The sequence below is a fragment of the Streptomyces sp. NBC_01077 genome (assembly GCF_045162855.1).
Classification (GTDB): domain Bacteria; phylum Actinomycetota; class Actinomycetes; order Streptomycetales; family Streptomycetaceae; genus Streptomyces.
Genome location: NZ_CP108669.1, coordinates 189,527 through 202,166, shown reverse-complemented (window position 1 = coordinate 202,166; position 12,640 = coordinate 189,527). Strand labels below are relative to the sequence as shown.

Here is a 12,640-nt window from a genome sequence, read left to right as displayed (position 1 = left end):
TCTTCCTTCGGAACGTTGAGGGGACGCACTGTGTTCACTCTCTTGTTGGCGCAGCCTTTTTGATTGAAAGGCGCTGCAGCGGCTGCGCTCGGTCTAGTTGAGCAAGTCCTCTGCGACGCGCAGGAACCCGACGTTGTCTTCCGGAAGGCCAATTGTTACGCGCACGCCGTAGTCTCCGAAGGAACGCACTACATACCCCTGCTGCTCGCACGATGAGGCAAAACGGGCAGAGAGTGGTCCCAGAGGCATCCAGAAGAAGTTTCCTTGCGAGTCCGGTATCCCAGGCAGCAGCCGGCGAAGCTCCTTGATCATTGAGTCACGTTCCAGGGCGATTTGCGCTGCGCGACGACGCATCTCAGGAGCTTGGTGCAAGGCCGCAATAGCCGCTGCCTGAGCGACAGCATTGACTGAGAATGGAGTGATGCACTTGCGGATATTGGCAGTGACGGTACGGTGGGCACAGAGCCATCCAACGCGGAGGGCAGCCAGTCCCCAGGCCTTCGAGAATGACCGCATTACGACCAAGTTGGGATGTTTCGCCGGAAGAGTGGTGCTATCTCGCTGAGGCGGCGGTGTGACAAATTCAATGTATGCCTCATCCGCGATGACCAGGATATTGCGGGGCACCAGGTCGAGGAATCTTTCGAATTCCTCCAATGGAATATACGTCCCTGTGGGATTGCTGGGATTACAGATAATGATGATTCGAGTCCGGCTTGTGACTGCTGTCAGCAATGCATCAAGGTCATGTGCGTGCTTGTTGCGAGGGGCTGTGACCGAAACGGCTCCAGCCACCGTAGTGACCAGTGGGTATGCCTCGAATGCAGGCTGCGAGTGCAGAACCTCTTCGCCTGGCCGAGTGATTCCCTTGATCAGGGCTTCGATCAAGGCTACCGAGCCATTCCCCACCGCGACAGTGGATGGATCGATTTCATATTGCCTGGCTAGTTGCGTAATGAGGGCAGTGTTTGACAAGTCGGGATATAGGCGAGCGTCGTCAGCGACCCTGGCGACCGTTTCCGTGATGCCAGGAAGCGGCCCAAAAGGCACCTCGTTTGTGTCAAGCTTGACAACCCTGCCTAGGCCGTGAGTGTTTGCCAGTTCCTTCGGGTTGGGGATGGGGCGATAGGAAGGCATATTGCTTATTTCGGGGCGAAATTGATTATGCATTGTGCTCGTTTCGAACTGAAATATCTCGGGACTGTCGTTGATGGGTCAGTGGCATGCTTTTAAAGTCTCCATAGCATGGCAATCATATTGAACCCAGCGCCAGCCGCGAACAGAAGGAGCGTGTCCCCTTCATTGACTACAGGTACTTCTCGTCGGAAATGATCGAGCACGATCGGGATGCTCGCCGCTGCGAGTGTGCCGTGTTCGTGGAAGGTGGTGAGTAGCTGATTCTCGTGAAATCCAAGAGATTCGCCCCAGTGGCGGCACATGCGATCAGTTGTTTGATGAGGGAGGAACCAGGTGAGATCCTCAGGTGAGATCTGGTGCTCATTTAAGAAGTCATTCAGAAACAAGACGGGTGCTTGAGCTGCGAACTTATCGAAATCCGCAACCTTGTTCGCTGTGAGGTACTCCGGGCGCCCGGTGGCCAATGAAGAGCTGGCGCTGATCACGTCGATGTAGCGAGGCTCTCTAACGTGTTTCATACCGAGCAGAGAGCGTTCAACTCCTCGGGAGAGCACCAGCGCTCCGGCTCCGTCTCCCACGGGGCCAATGTCCGTCCCTTTTTCGAATGCTCTGTTTGCCCAGTTGGCCACAGTGACAACAAGGACCCGATCGAATGTTCCACTTTCGATAAAGCTTGAAGCCATGCATATCAATGCCAGAGAGGTGGCGCTGAGCCCCATTTCTGCGGCGATGCACGCGGCTTGACTGGCGCCGATCTCCATGGCAATCCGCGTGCCATCGTTTGGTGTCTCGGAATCCGCAACGAATGACCAGTAGAGAATGAGATCGATGTCGGTGGGACTTACATCTGCGTCTTCGAGGGCGCGTTGCGCCGCCCGGGCTCCCATGTATACCGACGTTTCGTCCGGTGACGCATAGTGTCGTCTGTTTGAGTCCTCGAATGCGTCGGAAAGCGAATCTTTTAGTCGGCTAGTTGAATGCGATACGGGGCCGTCTACCCTATTTCTGGGGATGTAGGATCCGGTTCCGATGATGCGGGCGTGATGCATTGAATTCCTGAGAAGGGTCGCGGTGCCAGTCGATGTTCTATCGAGCCGGGTGAGGGTAGCATCTTGTCGGTAGTAGAATCCGGAGGTTACTCGATCAGGTCATTGTTCGACATTGCTGGTGGGGCGCAATGCGGGGAGGGTTTGGATTTGAAGATGATTCTAACCCAATTGCACATGAAATCGGATCGTTTCGCTTCGGCGCGCTGTACAGGTCGTAGATTCGATGACCTCTGGTATCGGTTTGAATCGGTATGGCAAGTGGTCGAAGGAACGCATCGTTTCTCCTTTGTTCGCTACATCAGGAAAGAGTCGATTATTCCTCAGATTAAACTCTCTCCGGACTATGCGGTCACTGCAGCAGTAGGAACTACTCAGGTTTCCCTCAAGGCAGGCGGAGACATGAGAAGCCGGGAGGGGCGATGTGCTCTGAGCAGGGTGACTTCGGACGGCGTGGTGCGCGCACGAGCGGGTCAGCCGGTAGAGAAGAGCCTGAGTGGGCTTGTCCATCGTGTGCCGGTGCAAGTGGTTACCAGGTGTGGGGTGAGCGGTGTCCACTGTGCAGGCGAGCGCCGCTGCTCTAGTGAGGGCCGGCCCCCTGGACTCCGCAGAGTTGTCCCCCTGATCGGCTGAAGAGCCCTGAAGGCGGAGGAGAGGCCGAGATGCTTCGTCTGTGATCAAAGGTCGCGCTGCGGTCGAGCGGCCCGGACTCGGTGAGGGCTGCGATTGAGCGGCGACCGACCTTCCGGTGTTCGCCGAGCCTCACGGCGGAGTGCCATGGAGGCCGCGAGGTTGGAGATACGGGCCCTGGCATAGGAGCGATCGACGATGCCATCCCCCCGGCGGTTCGCCGAGCGCATCGGCTGGCTGTACTCACCGGCACCGTTCCTGACGCGACTCAAAACGCTCCGGCCCGAGTAGAAGGTATGGCGACGTCCGTCACGCGTCACGGCGCACAAGACGTTTACCGTTCTCCGGGTCAGCGCGAGAACAGCCAGGCATTCCGCTGGCCTTCGGGCCGCTCGGGTTCCTAGGAACGCTGCAATGCTTCGCAGCCGCGGATGCTGATCAGCGCGGATGCGTAGAAGACGCGCTGCCGGCCGCGGCGGGAGCACCAGGGGCGGTCAGGTTGCTGCTGACATTGCCCCAGTCTCGGGGCACCAGGGCGACCCGGCGAGGCCGGCCGGACGATCGGCAGTTCCGAAGCGCCTTACATCCCCTTCTGCGGCCGCGAGGAACTTGGCGCCAGCAGCGTGCGCCGAGGCGGTGATCATGGCCTGTGCGGTGGGGAACTGGGCAGTGCGACGATCGTCAGGAGTCGACAGAACACGGGGCTGACGCCCGACGTGGTCGCTGAACTCGTCGCCGAGCTTGGCCCGTTGTGGCATGGACGGCATCAGGATGGGCTCGCGTCGCGACCACGGCGCCCGGCAGCAGGCGCCGACGCGAAGCACCAGCTGGTCTTCGCTGATGCTGACGGCCACGCTCGTCCACCTTTGCCACGGTGCCGCTCATGATGTGCTGGCCTGCTGGTCCGGTGTCGATCGTTCCAGGATCACGCGTGCAGTCGGTGAGGTGCGGCCGCTGCTCGCGTTGCGCGGGGCCGCGTGATCGCCCCGGCGTCCGGCTCCGTCGACTCGCCAAGGCCGTCGACGGTCTCGGCGCAAGCGGGCAGAACGGCATCATCAACGGCACAGAGGTCAGGGTCCGCAGCCGCTGTGGGACGCAAGAACCGGGAGAAGTACATAGCCGGCAAGGACAATACAGAACGCTGTGACGTCCATGGCCGTCACTGACGCCGACGGAAGGCTGCTGTTCTGCAGCCCGGCCCGGCCGGCCAGCTGCGCGGAGATGCCCAGTCAGAGCGGGACCCAGACTGGCGGCCACGTCGTGACGCCGGCACACCGCAAGTTCAAGCAGGCCCCCGACTGGTACGAGGAGATGCACCACCATCAGCCCAAGGCTCACTCCTCCCGCCGGATCGGGGGCGAGCACGGCATCGCACACCTCAAGAACTGGCGAACATCCGCTCACCATCAGTGCCGCCGCGAGCACGCGACCTACGCCGTCCAAGCCAATGCCGGTCTGCTGTCACACAAGCAGCCCCTCACCCTCGCGGCAGGTGGGCGAAATACCCGGCGAAACCGCGCCCCTCGACGCATCGCTGTCAACCATGCGCGAGCTCGTAAGCACGGGATCAGCCGACCTCAGTGACGTCGAGTCTGGTGTCAGCATCGAGTGAGGCTCGAACGTTCACAGAGGGCGTGTCCGTCCACGATCCACAGGCCGTCGACTGTGTCGGTGAGCCGGGAAACCGGCTCGCTTGCGAGCAGTGGCCGCAGCCGCTTGATCACCCGGCAGGCCACCGAACGGATGTGCGAGATGGCGCACCGTGGGAGTCCGTGCGTGATGGGCGGCAATCAGTAGTACGAGGTCGGCCATGGGCAGACACCACGGCGCCGCCAGGCCCATTGCATGTTCTGCCGCAACGTGCGTGGCGGTGCTCTCGGCACAGGCTGTGCGTCAGGTACCGTGTCGCGGATTGATCGATCTCAAGACGAGAGTCCATTTGTCTGATTTGTGAGTGAGTAGGTACTGCTCACGCACTTTCCGGGTGTCGGCTCCGACGATGGACGAACACAGGTAGTCGGGGGTACGGCTGCGGAGGTCAGTAGATGCGAACATCCGGCACACACAACATGGGGACGGTTGAGAGGTGCGCAGCGGTATTGGCGCGCGTCCACTCCCAAGCCGTACAGCTCGAAGACTCCGAGAAGGACCGAGAAGAGTTCCGCGGCTGGGCTCGGTTGATGCTGAGGGCGATTGCGCAACTAGGCTTTTCTCCGCCGCCTCCGGAACCTCTTGCCCGCTGTTACCACCAGGGCATTCGGGAGCTCATCGATCAGAAGATGGCTCCGGTGGTCGGAGACCACACCACCTCGGGTTGGCTGCTTCAAGCACTGCAGGCCATTGATGAGGAAGAGACATCCGGTCCTGCTAGGGACGGTTATGCGACATGGGTCGCTGCAGCATGCCGCACCTTCGTAGCCGTTCTCGAAGCAACCAAGTTTGACGATCTTCTTCCTGGGAGGAGTGTGCTCGCGTTGAGCGAGCGCATTCAAAATAACCTGGCTGAGACACTGAATGCTCTGACCTCTCCGAGGGTTGGCTTGTATGAGGAGACGCTAGTTCCGTAGAGGCGCAGGCCTACCACTCTTGCTTCTCCGTTGATCCGTGAGCTTTGGGGCCGTTGAACGGGGCCCGGGAGGACTCGCTTCTCTGGCCCGCACGGCCCCCACGGGTCCACACTGTTGACCTCAGCCGGGACGCTACTGGTTCTCGATGTACTCCTTCACCACGGCGAGCGGTGCGCCGCCGCGGGACGCGGCGAATCAGGACGGCGATCAGAAGTGTGAGCCCCACAGGTCCTTGCGGATGTGCCCGGGGAACTCCTCGCGAAGAAGCCCCAGGCCAAGAGAACCAAGTCCGCGAAACGCCTCCTCAAGAAGCGCTCCCGCAAGGAGGCCCGGCACTCCGACAACGTCAACCACGGAGTGCCGTTGGTGTACGTTGATCCGGCGTAGACCAGCCAACAGTGCTCCGAGCGTGGGCACATCAACCGGCTCGACCGCCATCCACAGGCATCGTTCACGTGCCGGTCCTGCGTGATCGTCCTGTACGTGGACGACAACGCCTCCCACAACATCGCCCGCAAGGGCGAGACCGTGTGGACTGCGGGGAGTGAATCACGCGTCCCTGCCACCCCAAGGCGGGGTGCCTGGACGGAGGAACCCACCCAACAGCCAGTTGGGCGCTACCTCCAAGCCCGGTCCCTTAGGACCGGCTCAAGTTGACGCCTGCGTACTGAGCCAGTTTCGGGTGATGGCGAGCGATGCGGCCATGATGGACAACTGCGGATTGACTTCGGGGCAGCTGGGGAGCACCGAAGCGTCACTGATCAGGACACCGCGAACCCCACGAAGGCGGCCTTGCGGATCTGCAGGCGACAGCTGATCTTGGGCGCCTGCAGCGACAGTGCCTGTGGGGTGGAAAGCGGACAGATGGAGCTGCCGGGGCCGGGTGTGGTCAAGGAGCTCCTCCAACTCGTGCAGGGATTTGACAGGCGCTGCTGCGGGAATTCCGGTGAGGACTTCGTCTGCGCCGGCTGCGAAGAGCACGGTGCCGGCTGCACGCAGAGCTGCGATGAGTCGTCTGCCGTCGTGCGGGTCAAGGTCGTAGAAGACGTGCGCCTTGGAGCGCCCCAGGACTCGACCGCTCGGTCGGTCGGCGATCATAGCGCCCAGGGTGGCGAGATGGTCCGACTCGAGGAGTTCGCGCCGCAGCTCCGCGCCTGCACCGGGAAGGACGAAGCTGCCCATGCCCGGTGGAGCCGCAGTTGCTTCCAGGAGGATTCCCTGGCTGTGCCACTCCTCGATCCCAGTGCTCTGTAGTACTCCCTTCGACGCCAGGACAGGTTCACTGAAACGGCCTGCAACGCTGATAGCGGGATGAACACTGAGATTGCGGCCGACTCGTGGGTGGCTGCCCAGGCCGGAGCGGCGCAGCAACGGCGGCGTCTGCAGTGCTCCGGCCGCGACGACAACCAGGGGAGAAAGGATCTCCAGGTCGGTCCCGTCCGCGCGGCGTACCCTCACACCGGCAGCCCGTGGGCCGCCAGGCCGATCGGCGTCGACAAGCAGGTGCAGTGCTCTGGCTCGCGTGACGATTCTGGCTCCCGCCGAACAGGCTTCCGGCAGGATCGAGACCTGCATACTCTGCTTGGCGCCTGTGGGGCAGCCCACCACGCACTGGCAGGATCCGGCACACCCTGACGCGTTGCGCCGCAGCGGTGCGGCCTGCCATCCGAGCCGCTTGGCTCCAAGAAGAGACAATTGCCCGTTACGCCCTAGGACATCGGCAGGCTGCACCCCCACCCGCAAGTCGCTTTCGACCTCGGTAAGACGGGACTCCATGTCATCTGCCAGCCGGAAACCGTAGGTTCTGCTCCAGCGTCGCAGAACGTGCTCCGGTGTGCGATAGCAGGTGCCGGAATTGATGATGGTGGTGCCCCCTACGGCGCGGCCGTAGGGAAGGAGGAGCGGCGGTCTTCCATAGGCGATGGTCGCGCCGCCATCTCGGTAGAGCTGGGTAAAGCGGTCCAATGGAGTCTGTTGAGCAAACGATGCGGTGGTGTGATGTTCTCCCTCCTCGACAATGACCACGCGCATGCCTGCTTGTGCGAGGGTACGCGCGGCGGCGGCACCGCCGGCTCCGGAACCGACAACGACTGCGTCTGCAGTGCTTCGCGACGGCCAGTCTTGTGCGGGAGTGCAATCCAGGTAGGGGTCTGGACGAGACACGACTGTGGTCTGCTGACCATTGCCCAGAGCCAGCATCCGCTCGGTGCCGGCTGCCAACAGGACGGGCATTTTCACGGCGTCCAGCAGCGCGGCTGTCGTGGGCCTGGTGGCCAAAGTCGCGAGCAATCGGTCGAGTTGTGCTGCCGGGAGCGTGCTGGTGCGCCGCCCTGTGCGGGCGATCGCGTAGACGTCAACAGCGGCTGCGGCGCTGCGTAGGGCCAGTCGCATGGCGGGAGGCATCGCGGCTGCTACCGCCTCGAGGCGGTGAGGGACGCTGGCTGTCCAGGGAAGGCTGGGGTCGTCCCCCAGCACTGCGCGGACCAGGGGGGCGAGGTTCATCGGTGGCCAACTTCCGCGTGCGCAGTGCCGTTGAGTGTCCACTCGGCCTCAGTACGCCAGCCCCCTCGCCATTGTTCGAGGACGATGCGGGCGTCGGAGCGTTCGCTGTTGCTGCACACGGCGATGCTGCCGTCGGGGTCCTCGTACTTGAGGCTCAGGGTGTGTTGTGCCGGTTGCGTGACCTCGACCCGGATGCGGCGCAGACCTGCCCGTCCGGTCACGGTCCAGCTGGGGAGTCCCAGGTCGGCGCGGAACCTGCGCCATCCGGCCCAACCGACGGCGGTTCGCTCCGCTCGCCGTGGCCAGATGGTGGTGCCGCGACGCAGTCGCAGAAACACCATGGGTGGCAAGCTGCGAAGCAATGGGCGCATGGAGGTGGCTGCTACGACCTCGAGTACGTCTCCGTCGCCGAGATCAGCGTGCAGCCATGACCACCTACGGGCGTTTCCATGGCCGTAGATGCGGGCCGACGCGCCGGGCGCATCCGTAAGGGACAGAGTGGTGGTGCCGAATCGGAAGGTGCCGGTATAGGTGGAGCGGCCTGAGGGGAGCATCTGGGCGGCTGGGAGCAGGGCGTGACGCCAGGACCAGGCGGGGAAGGTGAACAGCGGTGCCTGGGTACCATGTTCCGTCAGTTCCCAGGAGAAGTCCTCTACAGCCCCTGCCAGCCGGTCGGGCAGCGCATGAACGTCGTCGGTGAGAAAACCGTCGCGCGGTTTGCCCCATGGCTGGGGCCCAAAGCGGGCGTACTGGGGGGGCCGGCTCCTGGGAAAGGCTGCAACCCAGCCGTGTGCGAAGGGAGGGCTGCCGTCGGTGGGTGCAACGACTTCGTGGTGCAGCCAGATTCCAGTTCCAGTCAGAGGGTCGGTCAGGGTGGTGTACCAGACCTCCGTCCGCCCGTTTTCTCCGTTCCACCGCGGGGCACTGTGGACTGCGACTTGCGCCGCCTGGCGCGGGAAACGGAAGCTCCTCAGGAAGGGAACAAGACTCGTACTCAGGGGGAAGCGCAGCGTTCCAGTGCCTGCACGGGTGCCGTCTTCCTCGTGGAGAGTGAAGGGAAGTGTTGTCATCGACGCCACCGGACGCAGTGCCGTCACCGATTTCCATCCGTCAAGGGTCAGGCGCCGCCCTCCGGCATTGAACGAGAGGCGGTAGCGGATCCTACGTCGCTTCAATGGTGAGATTTCCAGATCTGCGGTGACTGTTGAGTCGTCGGTGAGACCCGTGACACGAATTCTGCCCTTCGCCTTGGCGTGAACCGTCCGCCAGGGCCTGAGCAGCTCGTCGGTCTCCACATCCAGGTCCAGGCGTATGGATCGTTCATGCCCGTCGAGTGAGACCGTGCCGAGCATCGTCTCTGAGAAGCGCGTTGTCGTCCTCACCGCAGGCACTCCCACATGATGCGTTCCGTAGCGGTGAGATACGATTCTGCTTCGGACTTGGCCGCGACCGGATCGCCTGCTGCGACGGCCGCGATGACACCGGCAAGGCGATCATGCGCGGCCTGCGCGTCGATGAACGGTCTTGACAGGGCCGCCCGCAACGGCAGGTACGCTTGGAAGAGAGTATTGGTCAGCAGCAGGTAGACGCGGTTGCCCGTTGCACGAGCAAGGGCCCTGTGGACCTCCACGTCGGCCAGCTGGACTGCCGCCGTCTCGTCTGCCTCAGCGACTGACTTGAGCAACGAGTGCAGCTCTGCTACTTGTTGGGGTGTTGCCCGGACAGCCGCGCGCTCGGCGATCAGCGCTCCGATGGTGCGACGGACCTCAAACACATCGCCAAGCCAGTCGCTGCCGTGCCGAACTAGTACCGGCAGCAAGTCGGCCCCGCCGAGCCGAAGGTAGTCACGCACGCGAGTACCTACCCCGTGGCGAGTCTCGAGCAGGCCAGCCTGCACGAGCCGACCGAAAGCGTGCTTGAGTGTAGTTCTGGTCACGCCGTAACTGCGGGCCAGTTCCCGCTCAGGTGGCAAGAGACTCCCCACCGGGTGACACCCGACGATGATGTCGTCCCTCAGCCGGTTCTCCAGTTCATCGACGATTGTTCGCCGAGACAGGGCCTCCATGCTTCCTCCCACGCTCTACTGGTTCAGTGGCTCAGCCACTGAACCAGTAGAGCGTGGGAGGGTCAAGACGTTCAGCCATACCGCCCTCAGCGGATGGCACCTGTCAGGTGATCGATGCCTGCGAATACGGATGCCCACTACCCGCAGCCGGAGACAGGGGCTTGCCTCCGGCTGGGTGGCCGACCTGATTGCCGAGTGCGTCCATTGCCACCGCCCTGCGCGAGGCGGGCCGTGGCTGTCGCATGGCTGGGGTTGGATGCCACGATTCCGGACGGGCTCCGGCCTCATCATCGGGCCGCCGGTCACGGATGGTTCGGCACGTTCGCTGAGCTGCCGGCGCATTCGCGTCGCGCGGTGAAGCCGCCAAGGCTTCGGCCCACGGAGGCTCAAATCAGGGGCGGGGCGACGCGGCCGGTACCTCACCTGCAGACAAGGGAATGGGACCGGTTGCGACAGGGGGGCCGTCCCTTTGCGGGGTCTATCGCGCGGCGTCCGTGTGATGTAGGCAGCCGCCCCGTTCTGTCAGGGGGTCGGGGCGGGGGCATACGGGTCAGCCTGTGATGATCCTGGCCCAGTGGGTGGTGGTACCGGCGGAGTGGGTGTGCGTGCCGTGTGTTTCGGCGAGTGCAGCGACGATCTTGAGACCACGGCCGTGTTCATCGTCCGCGCAGGAGGCAGTCCAGGGGCCAGCATGCATGGCTGGACCACCGTCGCTCACTCCGACCCATACCCGATCGTCGCAATCCTGGCGGAGGTGGAGCACAACCGGCGGGAGGGCATGCTCAATGGCGTTGGTGACCAATTCGGACACGACCAGTACCACTGCCTCGACGCAATCCCTACTCACCTGCCAGTTCTCCAACAGCCGTTGCGCGGTGCCGCGAGCAACTGCCACAGTGTCGGGACGGTGTTCGAGAATCTCATGTACACCGTCACCGTGACCGACTTCAGTTGCCATACGTGACGTGGGAACGTGACTCAGGAGACTGCTACCGGTGAGTGGATCGCTATCCACGCTGTGTTGGCCGGGTTCGCTGGCTTTATGCACGATGATCACCTCCGGAGGGCGGCGTGGTGGCTGTGCTGAACAGCGACAGGAATCTCGCCTGTCCCCGACCGTACCTATCTTTTCCCGCCAGCCACTCGTCTGCCTGAGTAGCCGCTACACAACTAGCTGAAAGGGTACGTTTCGGCTGCGACCTTCGGTACGTACGGGCAGGCGACGCCAGACCATGCAGAAAGCTCCGCGGGTGCCTCCTCCATGTGTGGTTGGCCTTGAATCGACGAAACCGCCTACGTGTGGAGGGAGTGACGACCCTGATCGCACATACATCAGAAGTGGCGGATCCGCGAGGAAGGCGAGTGGTTGCTCCTCGACATCGAGTTGACGTTCTCGCGCGGGCGCCTCAGTCGTAGATGTGGGCTGTCTCCGCCATCTGGAGACAGCCCACGGCGAGTAGTCCACTGGGGTGAGTGGAGCCGTCTCGCAGGGTCGATTCGAACACGAGGTTTCGGTGCCCGCTTGGGTGGCCGCTACTCCACCACGTCCCGCGCGTGAACAGCTGGACACGCCTCAGCGCCGGTATTCCAAGAGCCTCTTCCATCTGTACGCTCTGAGAGGGTGTTCGGTACTGCTTTAGGCTGTCGCGGGGGGTTTCGGGCGGAGATATTGCCCGGTTTTGTTCGGGCTGGCGGTCAACCGGTTGGCCATGGAGTTGACCATGGACCAGTGGATCATTGAGCGTTTTCAGTGTGGCCACTGATCGGGTGACGCCGGTGAGGTTGAGGTGGGGGGCCGCAACGGACAAGGCTCCCGTGCCGTTGGGGGAGGTGTTCGAAGTCTCAACCCACCGGCACAGGAGCCTCGTTGGTTCCCTATCCTGCCGCACTCGACCTCCCGCATGCCCTGGTCGAGTGGGTCACGATGCTCGTCGTCACCCGTGAGGGTGACCGGCGGTGCAAGCTCCCGCCGCACCAGCGTGCGCTCGTCGCTCTGGTGTACCTGCGCCGCCACGACACCCTCGCCCGGATCGCGTCCGGGTTCGGGATATCCGTCGGCACCGCCCACGCGTATGTCACCGCCGTGACCGGCCTGCTTGCCGAACGGGCCCCGGGCCTGCTCAAGACGCTGCGCGAGCATGATCCGGAGTTCGTCCTCCTGGACGGGACCCTCGCCGAGTGCGACCGCGTCGGCGACAGCCGAGCCGATTACTCGGCCAAGCACCGCCGGCACGGCGTGAACGTCCAGGTCGTCACCGACCCCGCCGGCGAGGTGCTGTGGATCTCGCCCGCACTGCCGGGCCGCACCCACGACCTGACCGCGGCCCGCACCCACCGCATCATCCGGATCTGCGAACGCCAGGGCGTCCCGGTCCTCGCCGACCGCGCCTACCAGGGCGCCGGCCCCTGGGTCACCACCGGACTCAAACGCCCACCGGGCGGCGAACTCACCCTCACCCAGCGCACCGTCAACCGGGCCCTGGCCGCGGCAAGGGCACCGGTCGAACGCGGCATGGCACGACTGAAGTCATGGCAGATCTTCCGCAGATCCCGCATCAGCCCCAACCGCATGACCGTCATCGCCAAAGCTGTCCTCACCCTGGAGAGGCAACGTTGAAAACGCTCACTGAGCATTTTCAGCGTGGCCACCGATCGGGTGATGACCTTGGCGCCCGCAACGGACAGGGCTCCCG

10 protein-coding genes and 1 pseudogene are annotated in these 12,640 nt (G+C 63.3%); 4 read left to right on the top strand and 7 right to left on the bottom strand.

Annotated features, from left to right (window positions below; all coding sequences use genetic code 11):
* Window positions 1-93 precede the first annotated feature (93 nt).
* The 3 genes from OG462_RS00975 to OG462_RS00965 all read right to left on the bottom strand — a co-directional run bounded on the left by OG462_RS00975 (window position 94) and on the right by OG462_RS00965 (window position 3,667).
* Window positions 94-1,137 carry an aminotransferase class I/II-fold pyridoxal phosphate-dependent enzyme gene (locus OG462_RS00975; protein ID WP_406053646.1) on the bottom strand — a complete coding sequence of 348 codons (1,044 nt, stop codon included), beginning with the start codon at window positions 1,135-1,137 and terminating at the stop codon, window positions 94-96.
* Between the two features lie 92 nt (window positions 1,138-1,229).
* On the bottom strand, window positions 1,230-2,024 hold the full coding sequence (locus OG462_RS00970) for a 3-oxoacyl-[acyl-carrier-protein] synthase III C-terminal domain-containing protein (RefSeq protein WP_406053644.1): 795 nt from the start codon (window positions 2,022-2,024) through the stop codon (window positions 1,230-1,232).
* A gap of 1,283 nt (window positions 2,025-3,307) precedes the next feature.
* Window positions 3,308-3,667, bottom strand: a complete 360-nt coding sequence (locus OG462_RS00965; protein WP_406053642.1) for a hypothetical protein — start codon at window positions 3,665-3,667, stop codon at window positions 3,308-3,310.
* Between the two features lie 1,191 nt (window positions 3,668-4,858).
* Between OG462_RS00965 and OG462_RS00960 the strand changes: the two genes are divergently transcribed.
* From OG462_RS00960 to OG462_RS00950, 3 genes and pseudogenes are all read left to right on the top strand, one after another.
* On the top strand, window positions 4,859-5,380 hold the full coding sequence (locus tag OG462_RS00960) for a hypothetical protein (protein WP_406053640.1): 522 nt from the start codon (window positions 4,859-4,861) through the stop codon (window positions 5,378-5,380).
* 240 nt (window positions 5,381-5,620) lie between these two features.
* Entirely contained in the window at window positions 5,621-5,767 is a 147-nt protein-coding gene (locus tag OG462_RS00955; protein ID WP_406053638.1) for a hypothetical protein, read from the top strand.
* Window positions 5,768-5,779: 12 nt separating this feature from the next.
* A pseudogene (locus OG462_RS00950) lies at window positions 5,780-6,037 on the top strand (hypothetical protein); the annotation flags it as partial.
* Here the strand turns inward: OG462_RS00950 and OG462_RS00945 are convergent.
* The 4 genes from OG462_RS00945 to OG462_RS00930 form a co-directional block, all read right to left on the bottom strand.
* On the bottom strand, window positions 6,029-7,612 hold the full coding sequence (locus OG462_RS00945) for a GMC family oxidoreductase N-terminal domain-containing protein (RefSeq protein ID WP_406053636.1): 1,584 nt from the start codon (window positions 7,610-7,612) through the stop codon (window positions 6,029-6,031). The pseudogene OG462_RS00950 and the gene OG462_RS00945 overlap by 9 nt on opposite strands.
* A 266-nt stretch (window positions 7,613-7,878) precedes the next feature.
* Complete coding sequence (locus tag OG462_RS00940) at window positions 7,879-9,264, bottom strand: hypothetical protein (RefSeq protein WP_406053635.1); 1,386 nt, start codon at window positions 9,262-9,264, stop codon at window positions 7,879-7,881.
* Window positions 9,261-9,947, bottom strand: a complete 687-nt coding sequence (locus OG462_RS00935; RefSeq protein ID WP_406053633.1) for a FadR/GntR family transcriptional regulator — start codon at window positions 9,945-9,947, stop codon at window positions 9,261-9,263. The genes OG462_RS00940 and OG462_RS00935 overlap by 4 nt, the downstream gene beginning before the upstream one ends.
* A 550-nt stretch (window positions 9,948-10,497) precedes the next feature.
* Window positions 10,498-10,905 (bottom strand): ATP-binding protein, encoded by a 408-nt coding sequence (locus OG462_RS00930; RefSeq protein ID WP_406066290.1) that lies wholly within the window; start codon window positions 10,903-10,905, stop codon window positions 10,498-10,500.
* A gap of 909 nt (window positions 10,906-11,814) precedes the next feature.
* Here OG462_RS00930 and OG462_RS00925 point away from each other — a divergent pair.
* Window positions 11,815-12,564: a transposase family protein gene (locus OG462_RS00925; RefSeq protein ID WP_406053631.1), complete on the top strand. Its 750-nt coding sequence runs from the start codon at window positions 11,815-11,817 to the stop codon at window positions 12,562-12,564.
* The last annotated feature ends 76 nt before the right edge of the window (window positions 12,565-12,640 follow it).

Coding starts and splice junctions, on each gene's coding strand:
- OG462_RS00975 (WP_406053646.1), bottom strand. CDS start 1,137: ATGCCTTCCTATCGCCCCATCCCCAACCCGAAGGAACTGGCAAACACT.
- OG462_RS00930 (WP_406066290.1), bottom strand. CDS start 10,905: ATGGCAACTGAAGTCGGTCACGGTGACGGTGTACATGAGATTCTCGAA.
- OG462_RS00945 (WP_406053636.1), bottom strand. CDS start 7,612: ATGCCCGTCCTGTTGGCAGCCGGCACCGAGCGGATGCTGGCTCTGGGC.
- OG462_RS00960 (WP_406053640.1), top strand. CDS start 4,859: ATGCGAACATCCGGCACACACAACATGGGGACGGTTGAGAGGTGCGCA.
- OG462_RS00935 (WP_406053633.1), bottom strand. CDS start 9,947: ATGGAGGCCCTGTCTCGGCGAACAATCGTCGATGAACTGGAGAACCGG.
- OG462_RS00970 (WP_406053644.1), bottom strand. CDS start 2,024: ATGGGAGCCCGGGCGGCGCAACGCGCCCTCGAAGACGCAGATGTAAGT.